Annotated in this window: 16 protein-coding genes; 4 read left to right on the forward strand and 12 right to left on the reverse strand. The window is 50.4% G+C overall.

Annotation, left to right across the window (positions count from 1 at the left end):
* Nucleotides 1-2: 2 nt before the first annotated feature.
* The gene (locus tag IPN95_18355; protein MBK9451329.1) at nt 3-701 is read right to left on the reverse strand and encodes a (d)CMP kinase; all 699 of its coding nucleotides are present in this window, start codon (nt 699-701) and stop codon (nt 3-5) included.
* Nucleotides 702-828: 127 nt separating this feature from the next.
* On the opposite strand from IPN95_18355, the gene IPN95_18360 reads away from it, so the two are divergent.
* On the forward strand, nt 829-1,485 hold the full coding sequence (locus IPN95_18360) for a hypothetical protein (protein ID MBK9451330.1): 657 nt from the start codon (nt 829-831) through the stop codon (nt 1,483-1,485).
* A gap of 2 nt (nt 1,486-1,487) precedes the next feature.
* Here the strand turns inward: IPN95_18360 and queD are convergent, their stop codons facing one another.
* Nucleotides 1,488-1,868, reverse strand: coding sequence for a 6-carboxytetrahydropterin synthase QueD (gene queD, locus IPN95_18365; protein ID MBK9451331.1), 381 nt, complete (start codon nt 1,866-1,868; stop codon nt 1,488-1,490).
* Nucleotides 1,869-2,139: 271 nt separating this feature from the next.
* On the opposite strand from queD, the gene IPN95_18370 reads away from it, so the two are divergent.
* From IPN95_18370 to IPN95_18380, 3 genes are all read left to right on the forward strand, one after another.
* Nucleotides 2,140-2,592, forward strand: a complete 453-nt coding sequence (locus IPN95_18370) for a hypothetical protein (GenBank protein MBK9451332.1) — start codon at nt 2,140-2,142, stop codon at nt 2,590-2,592.
* Nucleotides 2,593-2,805: 213 nt separating this feature from the next.
* Nucleotides 2,806-4,350: a DEAD/DEAH box helicase gene (locus IPN95_18375; protein ID MBK9451333.1), complete on the forward strand. Its 1,545-nt coding sequence runs from the start codon at nt 2,806-2,808 to the stop codon at nt 4,348-4,350.
* A 277-nt stretch (nt 4,351-4,627) separates the two neighbouring features.
* Nucleotides 4,628-5,725 (forward strand): sorbosone dehydrogenase family protein, encoded by a 1,098-nt coding sequence (locus IPN95_18380; GenBank protein ID MBK9451334.1) that lies wholly within the window; start codon nt 4,628-4,630, stop codon nt 5,723-5,725.
* A 12-nt stretch (nt 5,726-5,737) separates the two neighbouring features.
* Here the strand turns inward: IPN95_18380 and IPN95_18385 are convergent, their stop codons facing one another.
* The 10 genes from IPN95_18385 to IPN95_18430 all read right to left on the reverse strand — a co-directional run bounded on the left by IPN95_18385 (nt 5,738) and on the right by IPN95_18430 (nt 17,868).
* Nucleotides 5,738-8,335: a carboxypeptidase regulatory-like domain-containing protein gene (locus IPN95_18385; protein MBK9451335.1), complete on the reverse strand. Its 2,598-nt coding sequence runs from the start codon at nt 8,333-8,335 to the stop codon at nt 5,738-5,740.
* Nucleotides 8,336-8,539: 204 nt separating this feature from the next.
* Complete coding sequence (locus tag IPN95_18390) at nt 8,540-9,208, reverse strand: ribulose-phosphate 3-epimerase (protein ID MBK9451336.1); 669 nt, start codon at nt 9,206-9,208, stop codon at nt 8,540-8,542.
* Nucleotides 9,205-10,185, reverse strand: a complete 981-nt coding sequence (gene hemB, locus IPN95_18395; protein MBK9451337.1) for a porphobilinogen synthase — start codon at nt 10,183-10,185, stop codon at nt 9,205-9,207. The genes IPN95_18390 and hemB overlap by 4 nt, the downstream gene beginning before the upstream one ends.
* Before the next feature lie 179 nt (nt 10,186-10,364).
* Nucleotides 10,365-11,231 (reverse strand): sigma-70 family RNA polymerase sigma factor, encoded by an 867-nt coding sequence (locus tag IPN95_18400; protein ID MBK9451338.1) that lies wholly within the window; start codon nt 11,229-11,231, stop codon nt 10,365-10,367.
* A gap of 226 nt (nt 11,232-11,457) precedes the next feature.
* Nucleotides 11,458-12,339 (reverse strand): universal stress protein, encoded by an 882-nt coding sequence (locus tag IPN95_18405; protein MBK9451339.1) that lies wholly within the window; start codon nt 12,337-12,339, stop codon nt 11,458-11,460.
* Between the two features lie 157 nt (nt 12,340-12,496).
* A complete protein-coding gene (locus tag IPN95_18410; GenBank protein ID MBK9451340.1) occupies nt 12,497-13,273 on the reverse strand; it encodes a menaquinone biosynthesis protein in 777 nt (258 codons plus the stop codon).
* Nucleotides 13,270-13,884, reverse strand: coding sequence for a histidine phosphatase family protein (locus IPN95_18415; GenBank protein ID MBK9451341.1), 615 nt, complete (start codon nt 13,882-13,884; stop codon nt 13,270-13,272). The genes IPN95_18410 and IPN95_18415 overlap by 4 nt, the downstream gene beginning before the upstream one ends.
* A 7-nt stretch (nt 13,885-13,891) precedes the next feature.
* Nucleotides 13,892-15,061 carry an aminofutalosine synthase MqnE gene (mqnE, locus tag IPN95_18420; GenBank protein MBK9451342.1) on the reverse strand — a complete coding sequence of 390 codons (1,170 nt, stop codon included), beginning with the start codon at nt 15,059-15,061 and terminating at the stop codon, nt 13,892-13,894.
* Between the two features lie 17 nt (nt 15,062-15,078).
* Nucleotides 15,079-16,506 carry a hypothetical protein gene (locus tag IPN95_18425; protein MBK9451343.1) on the reverse strand — a complete coding sequence of 476 codons (1,428 nt, stop codon included), beginning with the start codon at nt 16,504-16,506 and terminating at the stop codon, nt 15,079-15,081.
* Nucleotides 16,507-16,566: 60 nt separating this feature from the next.
* Nucleotides 16,567-17,868 (reverse strand): hypothetical protein, encoded by a 1,302-nt coding sequence (locus IPN95_18430; protein MBK9451344.1) that lies wholly within the window; start codon nt 17,866-17,868, stop codon nt 16,567-16,569.
* Nucleotides 17,869-17,888 lie beyond the last annotated feature (20 nt).

Genomic DNA, 17,888 nt, shown 5'->3' on the forward strand with positions numbered 1-17,888 from the left:
GATCAGCAGTTAGCCTCAGGCTTTTGCATGATTTCATTGGCCATATTGACGACAATATTGACCTGTGATTCAATCGAATGCGAGGTCGTATCGATCTCGAACGCATCGTCTGCCTTGCGCAGCGGGCTGTCTTCGCGTGTAGAATCGATATGGTCCCGGTGCATGATGTTCTCCCGGACCTCTTCCGGCGTGCAAGGCTTGCCTTTGCGCGTCAATTCGCTTACACGGCGGAACACGCGCACATCCATCGAAGCGGTGAGATAGATTTTCAATTCGGCATTGGGGAATACCACGGTTCCAATGTCGCGACCGTCCATGACGACGCCACCTTTTTCGCCCATTTCCTTTTGCATGGCCACCAATTTTTTGCGGATGCTGCTGATCGCGGCGACTTCGCTCACCACATCCGATACGCGGAGCGAACGGATTTCCTGCTCGACGTTGACGCCGTTGAGGAAAAGGTCGCGGTGGCCCGTTTCTGGATTCAGCCTGAAATCGATGTTGATTTTGTCGAGCGAAGCCTGCAAAACGGGATTTTCGGCTTTGATTTCGATGTTGTTTTCAAGGAAATACAAGGCTACAGCGCGGTACATCGCACCGGAATCGATAAACAGATATCCTAGGCGGGCTGCAACAGCCTTGGCGGTGGTGGACTTTCCGGTCGCTGAGCAACCGTCGACGGCAATGGTAATGGGTTTCACTGAGGCAAAATTAGGCCGATTCGGCTGGAATGCCCAATGCAAATATCAACAATTGTAAAGCTGATCGCTCAAGGGCAGCTTCGGGGAGAAAATGCAATTCCGGAGATAGCCCTATATTTGCGCTGTGATGCACAAGTTTGCAACCCTCGTTTTGTGGATGTGTCTGACAGCAATCGCTGCAAAGGCGCAACTGCTCAATCCTCCGCGAGATATTCCTGCGGCATTTCGGCAATCGCCCAAATTGCTTGTTGGCTTGGATTCCCGTCGCAGTTTTGTGAGCGGCCGCGACGTCAAGGTCATGGGCGTGCGCGTAGGTTTGGACTTCGAAAAGCGAGCCCGGGTAGGCTTTGGCGTCTATACTTTAGCCTCCGAATTTAACCGCAACTTCATCCGAACTGACTTTTTTGGCATTGTCGATACGATCCAAGCGCAGCTGCGATTCAATTATTTGATTGCGTATTTTGAATATGTGCTGCTGACAACCAAACATTGGGAAGTAAGCCTTCCGCTGCATATTGGAATCGGCGATGTTTCCTTCACCAAGATCAACCAAGACCCAAAATCGTTTCTCCTCGGCGAAGTGATGGTACTTGCCAACTATAAGATTTTCCCCTTCCTCGGACTCGCAGCAGGTGTTGGCTACCGGCAAATCTTGTTGGGCGGATATGCGATTCGAGACAACTTTGATGCGCCAAGCTACAGCTTCGGTATCAAGTTCTGGGCTGGATACTTGGTAGACAAGATCATCAAGAAGAAAAAGGAACCGGTCCCTATTCTTCCCTAAGATCAGTCCTTGAAATATTCGCAGGCACTTGTGCAGGTTTCATGAACCGTTACACTGTGCAAGGCGGGCAATTTGGCCTTCAGTTCGCCAAACAACCATATACAAATATTTTCCGAGGTCGGATTTTTGAGCAAGAGAATGTCGTCGCGGTCGCCGATGTCGTTGAGACAATCGTGGTCGAGGTAATCAATGTAGGGCTTCACAGCAGATTTAATGTCAGCAAAATCCATCAAAATGCCGAGTTCGGGCTGGATTTCGCCTTTGACTTTGATTTCTACGCGAAAACTATGGCCGTGCATGCGTCTGCATTTGTGGCCTTCTTCAAAAGCCGGAATAAAGTGCGCGGCCTCAAAGGTGAATTTCTTGGTGATGATAAATGGCATACGGGTGCAAAGCTAAACAATTGACTCGATTAGATTTTTATCCACAGGCAATTCTATGCGAATGAATTGATTCAAAAGGGAATAAATCCGGAACGCAGGTAGCACCTGATTCATCTGCTCCCGTTCGCTCCACATCAACGGCAACGATCCTGCGATCAACAAAGATTTCCTTGCGAATGCGCGTTCTAATGGTAATTTTAACACTGGAAATGGTTGGTTGGAATATGCTTTTCAAATTGGAAACTGCTGACAGGAAGGTTCGGGCGGGCGGATGAATGCCAAACTCGCAAAAATTGTCTCTGCCGCTGGCTTGAGCACTTTCAAACATACCTTGGGCGGGGTTCCACTCGCGGCGGGGTATGGATTCTCGTATTGGGAAGTGGTGGTTTACACCGCGATTGGCGGAATTGTCGGTGTCGGATTTTTTCTGTTGTTGGCTTCTTCGTTTCAATCCACGTTAAAAAAGCGGTTCCCGAGAAAAAAGCCCAAAAAGGTATTCACCCGCAAAAACCGTTTCATTGTCAAAATCAAGAAAAATTTTGGATTAGCCGGCATCGCCTTTCTTACGCCTTGGTTTTTGTCGATCCCCTTGGGCACGTTTATCTCCTTTGGCATTTACAAAAGCCGCAGGAAGGTTTTTCTTTACCAATCCGCCGCGATCGTTTTCTGGTCTTTTCTCGGTGCCGGGCTTGCACAACCAATTGCTTCGCTGTTTCTGAAATGAAGGTGGTTCAAAGGTTAAATTTGCTGGAAAAACCAGTTTTTGAGGGCGCAGCAACGATTTTGGACGACATTCGCCGGGCTTGTTGACAATTCCCTCTCTTTAAGTTTCTAAGATTCGGGAATTGGGGCTAATTTCGAGGAATGAAAGTGCAGGTAAAAGCGGCCTCTTTTGTGGCAATTGCCTTCCCTGCATCGGAACAAATTTTGATATACATTGAAATTCACTGAGTTTGGTCTCCATGAGGAGATCTTAATGGGCCTTCGGGATATGGGCTTTGAAAATGCGACACCTGTCCAAGAACAGGCGATCCCGATTATTTTGGAAGGCAATGACCTGATTGCCTGCGCACAGACCGGAACCGGCAAAACCGCAGCCTTTTTGATTCCTACGATCGACATTCTCGACGATGTCCCCGGAGGTCATATCAAATGTTTGATCCTCTGCCCCACCCGCGAGCTTGCCGTTCAAATTGACAAGGAGTGTGAAGGTCTCGCCTACCATTCCTACGTGAGCTCCTTTCCCGTTTATGGCGGCAATAAGGGCGGCGATGACTTTGGAAGGCAAAAATCTGCGTTTACCCAAGGTGCCGACATCGTGGTCGCCACTCCAGGACGTTTGTTGCAGCATATCGGATTGGGCTACGTCGACCTGAGCAAGGTGGAATTCCTGATTCTAGACGAAGCCGACCGCATGCTTGACATGGGCTTTATCCTCGATATTCAGCGCATCATCTCCTATATTCCGCAGGATCGGCAAACCTTGCTTTTTTCAGCAACAATGCCGCCCAAAATCAGGGAGTTTGCCAGCGAAATCCTTAAAAATCCAAAGCAAATCAGCCTGAAGGTTTCGAAGCCAGCCGAAGGGATCACACAATCTGCCTATTGCGTGTACGACGAGCAAAAGGTTCCGCTTGTTTGCCACCTGATGAAGGAAAAACAAGTCGAAAGCGTGATCATTTTCTGTTCGCGCAAGACCTCCGTGGACCGCATCGTGCGTGCGCTTGTTTCACAAGGACTTGATGCGCGTGGAATGCACAGCGACCGTGACCAAAATGAACGCGAGACCATTGTCAATGACTTCAAAAACAGGAAATTCCCTGTCATGGTCGCCACCGACATCATGTCGCGCGGCATTGACATCGATGGCTTGAGCCACGTAATCAACTATGACGTTCCGCCAGATCCGGAAGACTACGTTCACCGGATTGGTCGCACAGCCCGTGCCGATGCAAAAGGCGAGGCGATCACATTCATCAATGAAGACGACATGATGCGCTTTGGCCGCATCGAGAAGCTCATCGAGCGGGAATTGCCCAAAATTGCGCTCCCGGGCGGATTCAAGGACGGTCCTGAGTACAATCCAAAGGCCGGAGGCCGCGGTGGATTTGGAGGAGGCGGTGGTCGCAGCGGCGGCGGAGGATTTTCGAAAGGCCGAGGTGGTGCACCTCAAGGTCGCGGTGGAGCGCCTCAAGGACGTGGCGGACAGCAAGGCAAGGGTCCGCAAGGGCACGCGCATACGCATGGCCGGGGAAACAAGCCGGTCGTTGACAGAGACATCACAGCACCCGATGCCAAGACGGTTCAGCCGCCACGCCCACCCAAACCCGTTCAAAATGCTCCGGTAAATCAGCCGACCGGGCCTCAGGAAACTGGCGGTGAAGCACCCAAAAAGAAGAAGAAAAACGTGCGTTGGCGGAAAAAGGGTGCCGAAGGCGGGAATCCAGGTAGCGGAACCCCTCCTGTTGCGGGTGGGGAGTGAATTTGAAGGGATAGGCTCCTGATTTTCGGTACTTTTGAATCCATGAAATCTTCGGCGCGCAACGTGGCGGCGATGACCCTGCTGGGAGTATTCGCTGCAATGACATTAGCTACTTGTCTTCGCGCGGCCGGGGGGGGGCGGGGCCCCCCTTTTCGGGGACAAAAGCGGGGGGGGGGGCTCACTTTTGGGCCACAAAAGGTGGGGCGGCGGGGGGGGGGGGGGGGCCCCCCTCGGGCGGGGGTCCGGGGGGGCGACGCTTAACCCCAAAAAGGTTGGGGTGGTTCCGACCAACAATGGCCGTGACCCGCTCCGACTGGATCAGATCAAGCTCCCTCCTGGTTTCAAAATCGATGTATTCGCTGAAAATGTGAACAATGCCCGGTCACTTTGCCAAGGAACCAAAGGCACAATCTTTGTCGGGACGCGCAAGGCTGGCAATGTCTATGCAATCGAAGACAAAAACGGGGATTTCAAAGCCGATAAAATCCATACGCTGGCGACGGGAATGAATATGCCGAATGGCGTGGCTTTCAGGGATGGCGCCTTGTTTGTGGCAGAAGTGAATCGGATCATTCGATACGACAACATTGAAGCACAATTGTCGTCACCTCCAAAGCCCGTAGTCGTGAACGACGATTTTCCAACTGATGAGCATCACGGCTGGAAATACATCGCATTCGGGCCGGATGGGAAACTCTATGTTCCCGTCGGCGCGCCCTGCAACATCTGCGAACGGTTGGACAATCCGCAGTATGCAAGCATGATGCGCATGAATCCTGACGGCTCCAATTTAGAAGTATTTGCAAGCGGCATCCGCAATTCGGTCGGATTTGCCTGGCACCCGACAACCAAGGAACTCTGGTTTACCGACAATGGCCGCGATTGGCTCGGAGACGATGCCCCCAATGACGAATTGAACCATGCCCCCAAGCAGGGCTTGCACTTTGGCTATCCCTATTGCCATGCCGGCTACGTTCTTGATCCGAAATTGGGCGAAGGCAAGAAGTGCAGTGACTACGTTGCGCCTGCGCAGCGTCTGGGGGCGCACGTCGCCTCCTTGGGAATGCTGTTTTATACTGGGTCGATGTTCCCCAAGGAATACCAAAACCGCATTTTCATTTGTGAGCATGGTTCCTGGAATCGCAAAGTGCCCGATGGCTATCGGGTTACCACTGTCACATTGGACGGAAACAAATCCACTGCCTATCAGCCATTTGCGACTGGATGGTTGCAGGAAAAGTCGAGCTGGGGAAAATCTGAAAACAAGGAACCCTGGGGCAGGCCGGTCGCTTTGCTACAACTCGCCGACGGCAGTCTGCTGGTTTCCGACGACCAAGCCGATATGATTTACCGGATCAGCTACAAAGCCAATTAATTCGGATCCGAATCAGAATCGTGCAATCAAACGCAGGTTCAACAGGCGTGCAGACAGGTAGTTGGGTACTCCAAACTGGTTGTTGAAGACGTCCTTGATCCAAACGTAGGAAACGGTGTTGGCGCGTTGGAAGATGTTGAAGATCTCCAAGGAGATCCACAATGTCTCAACGGCAAATTTTTTGTCGCGACGCTCGGCAATGGAATTGATCAGGATGACCCGGGAAAATCCGAGATCGACCCGCTGGTAGGAAGGATATTGGAAAACGGTACGATTCTCGAGCACGCGCGGCGGTCCAAACCGTAAGCCTGATCCGTAAACGAAGTTGATATGTGCTTTGTAATTGGGATTGATCGGCAATTCGTCCTGGAAAAACATGGAGAATTGAAACCGCTGGTCGGTTGGTCGAGGTCTATATCCTTGGTTGAGTTCAAGCACCTTTTCCTGCGTACGCAGGACACCCAATGTCATCCAGCTGTCGACGCCTTTGATAAACTGCCCCGTCACGCGGGTGTCGATGCCGTAGGCGTAGCCATTGGCATGGTATTCAGGATAGTATCTGATTCGCACGTTGTCCACTTCGTACGGGACAAGGTTGGTTAAATATTTGTAGTAGCCTTCGGCAGCAAATTTGAAGAAACGCCCCCAGATATTGAACAGATAATCTCCACCTGCGATGGCGTGGTAGCTCGTTTGTGCACCGCGATCGGTGTAAAGCGTTCCGTCAAAATCACGTATTTCTCGGTAAAATACAGGCTGCTGATAAATTCCCGCGGCAAAACGCAGTTGATAACGCCTTTTGTCTCCACGTGCATATTGAGATTCGTCCATCGGGCTCGTGCTCGAATCGCTTGTTTCTGAGCTAGAACTTGGATCGATCACAAATTGCACACGCGGCGCAAATAGAAACTGACCATTTAAGTCATTGTAAATCGCCCTTGCGCCCAATACAATTCGCTTGGAATTGTCGCGGCTGATTTTCCAATAATCCTGAATAAAGGCCTTGTAGAGGTTGCTTGTGACATGGTTGTCATACCGAAAGGATTCATCCACGACAAAATACCCTGAGCTATCGGTGCCATTCCATTCTTGGATGTGGTCATCAATGATCTGCCTTTGTGCCCGCAGGCCCCAGGTGATTTTGTGCTTGTAATTCTTCCCCGGAAACCAGTCTCCTCTTTGCTCCAAGGCCAGAACCGTTCCCTCAAGGTAGTTGCGTCCATGACGGTAGAAGGTTCCGATTCCCCGGTCAAACACCGTCTCGTTATAGCCTTCCGAACCAAAGTTCGTATTCACATCACTCAAGAAATAGCCGCCTTCGACCTCAAACAGCTCCGCTTCCACAGTGCGAAATGCAGTTGCAATGTATTTGATCCTCAGCTTCGTAGATGGTCGATGTTCAACCACCAATGCACCTAAGCCCGTGCCGTATGCCGAAATGTCTTGCCCTTCAAAAGCGACGCTCAGGCGCAACACATTTTGAACCGTGCCAAAGGAAGTTTCACGCGAAACGGGCGTAAAGACATACTCATTACTGGCAAAATTGTAAAACAAGGAAATGCGAAGGCGCTCTTTGTTCAAGTAGATCGTATCGGTAGACCCGTCGTTGCGGTCGCGCGTCTTGAAGGTGCGCAGCGCATGCTTGGGTGCAAAGGTCAGCATTCCTTGGACGTCGGTGAAGCGCGGTTTGTATTCGCCTTTGGTATCCAAACTGCTGAGCACATAGCTTGGCGTAAACCGTCGGAATCCCATGAGGTAAGTGAATCGGCCAGCGACCATCTCCTCTCCTTGATCCTGCCCCTCTTTCGCTTTCCGCAATTTCTGAATTTCCCCTTCGATGTTGAAGTTCTGATTCAGGATTCCCAATTCGACGGAACCATGCAGCGCCTCGGGATCCGTGTAGGTCACATCCAATACCGACGAAAGTTTGTCGCCGTATTTCGCTTGAAATCCGCCGCTGCTGAACCCAACGTCGCTTGCCAAATTCGGATTCACGAAGCTGAGTCCTTCCTGTTGTCCTGTGCGAATCAAAATCGGCCTATATACCTCGATGTCATTGACATAGACGAGGTTTTCGTCGAAGTTCCCACCACGCACACGGTATTGCGAACTCAATTCATTGTTGACCTGTACGCCAAACGCCAAGGAACCTAGACGACTTGTCAAGTCACTTTTGAACCCCGGAATGGTCGTAACACGCTTGGGATCAATGGGAATTGTATGGCTCCCAACATTGTCGGGATTTTCCTTGTCAGTCGCATCTTGGTTATTGGTAATCTGTACATCTCCCAGTGAGTAGCGATCCCCCAAATTGATGTACCGATTGAGTGTTTCCGAGGGAGCGAGCTGGATTTCCTCCCGCCGCGCCTTGAAATTGGGGTGGGTATAATCCACAAAATGTTTCCCCGGCGGAAGTTTCAGCTCATAATCGCCTTGTCCATCGGTATAAACAGGTCCGGCCACGCCCTTGACTTGCACCTTGACGCTATCCAAAATGCGTCCATAGCTGTCGCGCACCTTCCCGCGAATGGTCGCAGTCTGCCCCGAAACCAGTGCAGGTATCAAAAAAAGCCCGAGTACAAGGAATAAACCTACAAGTTGCCTTCGCATGGATTCAAAGATAAGAAAATGCCCCAAGGCTCAAGAGGCAAAAAAGAATGCATCGAATGAATGAATGGAGAATTGAGAATTGAGAATTGAGAATTGAGAACGGAGAATGGAAAATAGTCTTTCAGCGAATCAATTTGCTTTGCACCTTTTGAGTTTCTTCATTTACAACGCTGAACTACATTTCTAATTCTTCATTTCTAATTTTCAGGCAAATTGATCGACACCGATGGTTTTCATCGTTTGAATCGTTGCTTTTGGATCGCCGGAGCCAAAAACGTAGTTGCCAGCGACCAATGCGTCAGCCCCTGCTTCATACAAACGCGCCGTGTTGCTTGCATTCACGCCACCGTCGACCTCGATGAGGAAGCGGGCATTGGTCTGTTTGCGCATTTGGGAGAGGTGAATGACTTTGGAATAGGTACTTTCGATGAATTTCTGACCGCCAAATCCGGGATTGACAGACATGACCAATACCAAATCTACCAAGTCAATCACGTCGTGAATCAAGTCGATGGAAGTACCAGGATTTAATGCGAGTCCGGCATGCATGCCTGCGTCGCGAATCTGCCCAAGCAAGCGATGCAAATGGATAGCCCCCTCAAAATGAACCGTCAACATATCGGCTCCAGCCTCCTTGAAGTCTTTGACATATCGTCCGGGATCGGCAATCATCAAATGCACATCGAGCGGCTTGGTGGCGTGGCGCTTGATCGCGGACAAAACCGGCAAACCGAAAGAGATGTTGGGTACAAAAACGCCGTCCATGATATCGCAGTGAATCCAATCACATGCGCTGTCGTTCAGCATTTTAATGTCGCGCTCCAAATTGGCGAAGTCCGCACTGAGGACGGATGGGGAAACGATGCGATTCATATCTTGTTGTCTTTCAGGAGTTGGGCGTACTGTTTTGCAAAATAGGTGATCACAATGTCGGCACCGGCACGGCGGATGCTCAAGAGCATTTCATGCATGACCGCTTTTTCGTCGAGCCATCCTTGCAGGGCGGCTGCCTTGCACATGGCGTACTCGCCGCTCACGTTGTAGGCAACGATGGGCAAGTCAAAATTGTCTTTGAGCAGGCGAATGACATCCAAATAGGCCAAGGCAGGCTTGACCATCAGGTAATCCGCGCCTTCGTCCATGTCCAGTTGGGCTTCGATGACGGCTTCCCGGCGATTGGCAGGATCCATTTGATAGGTCTTTTTGTCGCCTGACTTCGGGGCCGAATCCAATGCGTCACGGAACGGGCCATAAAAGGCGGATGCATACTTGGCGGTATAGGCCATGATGCCGACGTTCGTATAACCCTCGTCGTCAAGGGCATCCCGCAAATAACCGACGCGTCCATCCATCATGTCAGACGGACCGATGATGTCGGCACCGGCAGCTGCCTGCGCGACGGCCATTTTGGCCAAAATGGGTAAAGTATCGTCGTTGATAATCTGGCCATGACGCACCAAGCCATCGTGGCCATCGCTGCTATAAGGATCCATGGCCACGTCGGTGATCACGGTCGCCTCGGGAAACTTTTGCTTGATCTGACGAATCGCATCCAGATAAAAATTCTGCGGATGCCAGCTGATGGTAGCATGCGGATCCTTTTGTTCCTCCTTGAATGCGGGGAACAAGATGAAATTGCTGATTCCGAGGGCGAGGCACTCTTCGATTTCGAGGAGCATCTTGTCGGTGGTGTACCGGTAAATCCCAGGCATCGAAGCCACTTCAATGGCTTGGTTGCTGCCTTGGATCAAAAAAAACGGGTAAACCAATTGGTCGGGCGTGACACGCGTTTCGCGCACCATGGCCCGAATTGCCTTGGATTGGCGGTTTCTGCGGGGGCGATGTAGCATGGCGCAAAATTAGCCTCGAATGCCCAGAATCAAAAGGTAATTTGATGACATTCCGCCGTAAAAAGCCCTTCCCGCCACCGAATGGATGACATCAAGTTCTTGAATGCCGAAACAAAATGCCGCGAAATGAAAAATGCGCCCGTTGAAAGGCGCATTCCTCGATATCTTATCCGTAAAGCTTATCCAAGATAGGCCTTGAGGCCCTTGGAACGGCTTGTGTGGCGCAACCTGCGAATGGCTTTTTCCTTGATCTGACGCACACGCTCGCGGGTCAGGTCAAATTTTTCGCCGATTTCTTCCAGTGTCAAGGAATGCTCGACACCGATCCCGAAATAGAGGCGGATGACTTCAGCTTCGCGTTGTGTGAGGGTGCTCAAGGCACGCTCCACTTCCTTGCTCAAGCTCTCGTTGATGAGGCCGCTGTCTGGATCCGGCTCTTCCTCATTTTCCAGCACGTCAAGCAGACGGTTTTCTTCGCCTTGCACGAGCGGGGCATCCATCGAAATGTGGCGGCCAGAGATTTTCAAGGTGTCTTGCACCTCGTTTTCGCTCATGCCCTCCAAAATCTCGGAGATCTCTTGTGGAGATGGTTCACGCTCAAATTCTTGTTCGAGCTTGGAGAAGGCTTTGCCGATTTTGTTCAGCGCGCCAACCCGGTTGAGGGGAAGACGCACGATACGGCTTTGCTCCGCGAGTGCTTGAAGAATGGACTGACGGATCCACCAAACGGCGTAGGAAATGAACTTAAAACCACGGGTTTCATCAAAGCGCTTTGCGGCCTTGATCAGACCAAGGTTTCCCTCATTGATCAAGTCACCCAGGCTAAGTCCCTGATTTTGATACTGCTTTGCCACTGACACCACAAACCTGAGGTTTGCTTTCGTCAGCTTTTCCAAAGCAGCTTGGTCACCCTCGCGGATCCTCCGCGCCAATTCTACTTCATCGTCAGGTGTAAGCAATTCTACCTTGCCGATTTCTTGCAGATACTTGTCCAGCGACTGTGATTCGCGGTTGGTAATCTGCTTACTGATCTTGAGCTGTCTCATTCGACGACTTACTTTCTTCTAAAAACGTGTTCCAAGGGTGATAGGCAACAAACCTGGGCAAACATAGGGAGAAAAACGGTGGTTTACAATCTGCTCCAAGCCATAAAAAACTCTCGGAAGCCGACAATTTAGCCGACTTCCGAGGTTTTTTTCGTGTCTGCAAGCAAACACCGTGTATCGTAGCAAGTTGAAACCTGACTTTCCGATCTGCCAGGGTCACTTTGAATTAACCAAAGTGCGAACCAGAGAAGTTTGCAGACTTGTACTCCCGCTTTGGCTTAATGGACAAAACCGGAATTTTGGAATGGTTGACCACGTGTACGGAATCCGTTCCAAAGAAGGTAGAACGCAGGTTGCTTACGCTTTCCTGCTGGGTCATAATCATGATCAGATCGACACCTGACTCATCCGCAAAATCGAGCACCACCTTGGAAATGTCGCCTTTGGACACCAACATCGTGGAATCAACTTTGACACCTTGCTTTTGGATATGCTGCACCGCCTTGTTCATGCGGTTTTGAAGACGCTCTTTGTCGCGCTCGTTTTTGCTTTGCAAAATGGAAACGATCACCAAATCAGCCGAATAGTTTTTTGCAAATTCGACGCCGAGTTCCAGTTTCTCTCCTGTTTCACGTGTGAGGTCGATCGGCAACAGGATCTTGCTGAAGCCTGGCTTGGCCTGTTGTTGCTGCAATGTAATCACAGGGCAAGGAGCCGTGGAGATCACGCGTGCTGCATTGGTTCCAGCGAAAATTTCACCAAGACCGGAGGCACCGTGGGTGCCCATGATGATCACGTTGGCTGTGAGCTCGGTTGCAGCATCGATGATGCACTTCCAAGGCTTACCCACTTTGATGATCTTGTTGTAGATAATGTCGGCATTGCCCTTTTCCTTGATGAACTTGTCCATCTGAGCGTTGACGTGCTTGCGTTCCTCGGCTTCATCAAAGCTCGAGAATAAGCGGGCTGCTGCTGCAGGGGCCTCCAATACGTGGATCAGGAAAATTTCGGCATCGTAGATCTTTGCCAAATATTCTACTGTAGGATATGCCTTCAAAGAGGTATCCTCGAAATCGATCGGGAACAGAACCTTAATTTTCTGACTCATAATTTTGTCGGATTCAATCCTATTGCGGGTATTAATTTCAATTTTCTCACCAAAAGTTTCAGAACCGCTAAATATCCAAAAACTCTTTGAATTACCAAACGGTTTTGGGACTGCAAATTTAGTTATTATTCTAGGATTGGCAGCGAAGCTACAATCTCTAGGCGCCGACCAAGGGTTGGGTTTCGGCCACATTGAGCAGCAAATGAAAATATTTTTTCATGGCTTCATGCTTTGCGGAGTCAAATTCGTAGGAAATCGAATTTGTTATATAGTTGACCGCATCATCCGTGGTGTAGCCATAGTGTTCCGCCCATTTTCGAGCTGACTTTTCCCTGTGGGTTCTCCCCCACTCCAACGCCATACGCACACGCTGCATCATTCCTTCATTGATCGCTTCGGGCCGGTATGCCCAAACCGCAAATACGAATGGCAGTCCCGAATAGCGTTTCCAAATTTCAGCAAGGTCATATACAAAGGGATATTGGTCCTTGAGTGCGAAGGCCTTGTCACCGATGGCCACGCCACAAACACTGCCTTCTATTTGGGAAAAGCGTTCGCCAGTCGGGAAAATCACGGGAATTTCGCGTTCCCAATACTCTCGCATCAGCACAGCAGCCAAGCCATTGGAACTGCGGCTATGCGGATCAAGCACCAAGCTCGTCGCTTCTCTTACAGGCACATGCGAAAACAGGAAAACGCTGTCTACTTTTCCATCTGCTCCGAGGCAATGGTCTTTCATGATGGAAATTCCATCAAAATCACTGAGGGCTCCGACCGGCATCAGCGCCATGTCGCAAAGCCCTGCCTTCAATTGGGCGGCGCATTCTGAGGGCGGAACTTCGCTTAGAGACAGCTCATCCTCGCCAAACCAATGCTGCAATCCATCCGTGAATGGCCGTGTATTAAAATAAGAAACAAGTGCGACACGAATCATTGCAAATGGGAGGTATCATTGAGTTTGAGCAAACGAAAACGTCCGTTTGGATTGTGCGTCAAGAGATTAAGTGCCGTATTGTGATGCGGAAAGAGGTCCATGCGATGCAATCCGTATCCTAGCATCTGCGCAAGCACGACGCGCATGATGCGTCCGTGAGCACAGATCAACACGCGGCCACCTGCGGGAGTCTCCCGAATAACGCGTTCAATCCCGGGCTGTGCGCGATCCCAAGCTTGGATGGGCGATTCACCTTCGGCAACGCGGGCATTCAAATCACCTTTGCGCCAAGCGGAGAGAATCACTTGAAATTGTTCTAAAACCTGATCAGAGGCTTCGGCCCCCTCCAAATTGCCCCAGCCAAATTCATTCAGCTCTGGCAAAACATGGATTTCATGGCCTTTTTGGGCGAAACCTGCGATGGTTTGGTGCGTGCGTTTCAACTCTGTGCAATAAACACGATCAAATTCAAGATGACCATATTGCCTGAAAAACGCGTCAGCTTGGGCCCGACCGGTGTCGTTCAGGTCAGAATCAATTCCGCCGCCCTGCACGATGTTGCGTCGGTTATAGTCGGTCTCGCCGTGACGAATCAAATAAATTTCTGTCATGGAATGCCTATTGGGCCAGGGCCTCGGGCTGGAAATCTTCGACACTGTAATCGTTGACCACATTATATAATGTGTCACGCTCAACCGGCTCAAATCCCGCACGGCGAATAAGCATGATCAATTCGAGCGTACTCATCGCTGGATTCTGATCCTCGGCACCGGCTTTGGAGTAGATTTTAGTGGTGTCGTCGATGGTGCCATCGATGTCATCCACGCCAAATGACAAAGCAACCTGTGTCGTGCGACGTCCAATCATCGGCCAATAGGCCTTCACGTGGTCAAAGTTGTCCAAATAAATCCGGCCAATGGCGTAGTTTTTGAGGTCCTCAATCACCGAAACCTCTTCGAGATGGCTCAGTTGATTGTTTTGATTCCGGAATTTCAGCGGAATGAAGGTTTGGAATCCGCCGGTGCGGTCCTGCAATTCGCGGAGCTGACGCATGTGATCGACCCTGTGCCAATATTGCTCGATATGCCCGTAAAGCATGGTGGCATTGGAACGCTTGCCGAGTTTGTGAAATGTCTCATGCATTTCCAACCATTCGTCGCCGGAACATTTTCCACCTGCAATCTGATCACGAATCTCAGGATGGAAAATCTCGGCACCGCCTCCGGGCATCGAGTCCAGTCCTGCAGCGATCATTTCGCGAAGGCCTTGTTCGTAACCGATCTTGGCCTTTTTGAAAACGTAGTGGTATTCCACCGGAGTTAATGCCTTGATATGCAGCTCGGGGCGATGCTTGCGGATCGCACTGAACAGGTCTTGGTAAAATTGATGGTCATATTGGGGCATCACGCCACCGACGATATGCACCTCCGTAACGGGTTTGCCATCATAGGCTTTGACTTGATGCATGATCTGATCCAGCGAAAGCTCCCAGCCGTCGCTGCGTTTCTTGATCTTCTCGCTGTAGGCGCAGAATGTGCAGGAATAAACGCAGACGTTCGTCGGCTCGATATGGAAATTGCGGTTGAAAAAGGTCTTTTTGCCTTGTTTCCGCTCCCTGACTTCATTGGCCAGCATCGACAGGAATGGCAAGTCGCCGTGCTCATAGAGGTGCAGGGCTTCGGCATCTGTAATCCGCTTTCCATCAAGCACTTTCTCAGCGATGGTCTTTTGAATCGGGTCGAGGTTTCCTTGGCTGAGCTGACGAAGCAACGGACTGTGGTCTTTCATGGCGCAAAATTACAAAATCACTCAGAAAACTCATAACAGCCTGCATCCGGCCTGAAGTCGTGGGGCTTGCCTTCCTTGTCCCGTGACAACCCTTGTATGGACTGTCCCAAGTTTACCGCCGGGCTGTTTTGCTTCAAGTGATAATCCCTTTCAGCAGCATCGCCTGCGGTCGGATCCACAAACCTTGGAAATTCCAGGTCGTTGGCTGTAATGACATTGTAACCCTTGGGCTGCAAAGTTGTTCGAACAAGACTTGCAGTGAAGGTGACATCAAATTGATTAGAGACGGGAAAGCTGTCCGGGGCAAATTCTTCCTCCTCCGAACCCCAAATCAAACAATTTTCGAAGGCGACCTGAACCGGATAGATAATGGTCGAATCGTAGTTGTTCACCACGAGTTGCGGTTTGTTGCGCGTGAAATCGACGGTGTAATTGGCAAAGGTCGAATGGTTGAAGGCGTATTTTCCGCCTCCATAAATGCCCAATGTTCCTTCTACACAATTGTGAATCAAGCAATTGTTGGCAATGATCTGCGGATAGGCGGGAAGGAAATCTGTATATCCGAATGAAAGAATGCCGTAGGCGCCCATACTTCTGATTTCCGTATTGGACAGGGTCAGCTTCGGACCTACGCCAGTGTTGCCGTACTCCTGATAAATGCCGATCAGTCCATTTTTGATAATGGCATGGTCAATGGATGAGGCTTTGGCGGAATTTCCAAATGCGATTCCACGCCATTGTCCGCCGGACTCTTCATATCGCTCACCAAATCGCGTTTGCTGAAATACAACCTCGTTGCCGAGTTGTCCTTCGACCAAAAGACGCCCAAAAACGATAATGGACGAGATCAGGTTAAAATTATCATCCTTGCGAGGCGTGAAATAAATCTGTGTTCCAGCCAGAATGCGCAAGGTATGTCCGTCGGCCACGTACAAAGGTCCATCGATGACATGCTTTTTGTCGGGCCCCATCACCGTCAGGTTTCCGCTCCCAAATCCGCCTAGAACGGAATCTTGATAGAAAACAGCGTCCCAAACAAAGCCTTCTATTTCAACCTTTTGTGTATTGGACCCAATTGTAAACAACAACTGATCCCGCGTGAACTCGTCCTTTTCATCGCTGGTAAAACTGATGAAGGCAATGGCTGAATCGCCGTCTTCCAATTCGTAGTCCGTGATTTCGTCGGCGGCGATCCCGTCAAATATCAGGCTATAGTCGGCTCCGCTTTGGAGTTTGATGCTGGAAATCAGGACGTTGTTGCCGCTATGGTTGCGCACCACCAAACGTTCGGTTGGAGAAGGCAGGCTCGTAAAGATCGTATCGAAGAAGACGGTATCGGTGGAAAAAGCCAAGTCACCCTTGGCAACGAAAACATCCGGCCGCTTTACACAGCCGAGAGCCATCATCGTGACCAGACCCAACAATATCCAATAGCGACGCTTCACAGTAATGCCAAAATTAAGTACGCTGCCGACATAAGCGGGAGGCAATTATTTTTCTCCTTTTCAAAAGCCCACTCCCACTCCACCGTAGACAGACATCCCGCGGCCAATGCTCGGCACCACCAAACCCAAAAGGTTGTCGGATCCCGCAAGAATATCAAAACTTGCACTTCCAACCGTGAATTGATAATTGGCCATCGCGCCAAACCCGTAGGTGTCAAGGCCTAAACCATACACGTTGCCACCGACAGTCAAGCCTTCGATCACTTCGTGTTGATATGCCACCGATATCAAGGGCAAGCGTGTCGGTGCACCACTCGCGATCGGATTCCAGAGGATTGTCCCGGACAAATTTGCTTGCTCCGTCAAATGGAAGGTGGCCGAAGCCCGAATCGACATGGGCGCCATCAACATCGTGCGGCCCACAATCGTGTCTGGCAACAAAACATCTTTAATGCTGTCCACCTGATCCTGAATGATCACCGAAACGCTGTCCATAAACAGACTTGTGACGCTGAATCCTTCCCAGTTCACATTCACGTCGTCGGCAAGCTGATTCGTTTTCCAGGAAGTGAAGCCAAAATCGGTCACGGCAAGGTCAAAATCAAGCTTTTCGCTCAATTCGTAGCGCATACCGAGATCGACACCTGCTCCGAAGCCTTGAAAGGCAAACAATCCGGTTTTTGCAAGTTTAGGGGTAAGCACCAAGTCGTAATCCGCCGCCAATTGTACTTGCGTGCCATTGGTCTCGGTAAACAAGGAATAGTTCAAATGATTCAAATTGGCCATGCGAATGCCTTGTTTGAGGCGAATTCTTGCGCCAAAACTCAGCTTGTCCCATTTCCATCCTGTTCCGACCGCCAACTCGCGCACCCTTGCGATGTTGCCACGAATGCCGTTGTCACTGACCGTATCGCCTGCATAGGGGCCGTTGCCTTTCAGGATCAAACCCAAAGTTTTGGGTTCGTTGAAGCGAAAATAGGCCGTGTTGTATTCGTCGAGATAGATGCCCAATGGCAATTCACCGAGTTTGATATTCACAGCGGCGAGGCCCAAATGGTAGCCGGCACTGATATCTTCATTCGCGCGCAAATCGCGGATCAATCGATCCTTGGTGGCTTCTTGAATGTAGCCATTTTCATCAAAAACACCCTTCAGCGGTGCATGCGTGTTGCCCAGCCAACCAGTTCCAATAGCACCGTAGCGAAATTTCTCATATTCGCCCTCGACAATATTGGCGGGTTGATAGGTCTGACTCCAGACATGACTGCGCAGCAGCGTTGGCTGTAAGTCGTATTGGGCATGCAAGCCACCAAAAACCAGCACGAGTGCCAACAGGCTCAGGTGCGATTTTGCATTTCTCATATTCAGGAATTCGCGCTTCA

The sequence above is a fragment of the Bacteroidota bacterium genome (assembly GCA_016718825.1).
Lineage (GTDB): Bacteria > Bacteroidota > Bacteroidia > J057 > JADKCL01 > JADKCL01.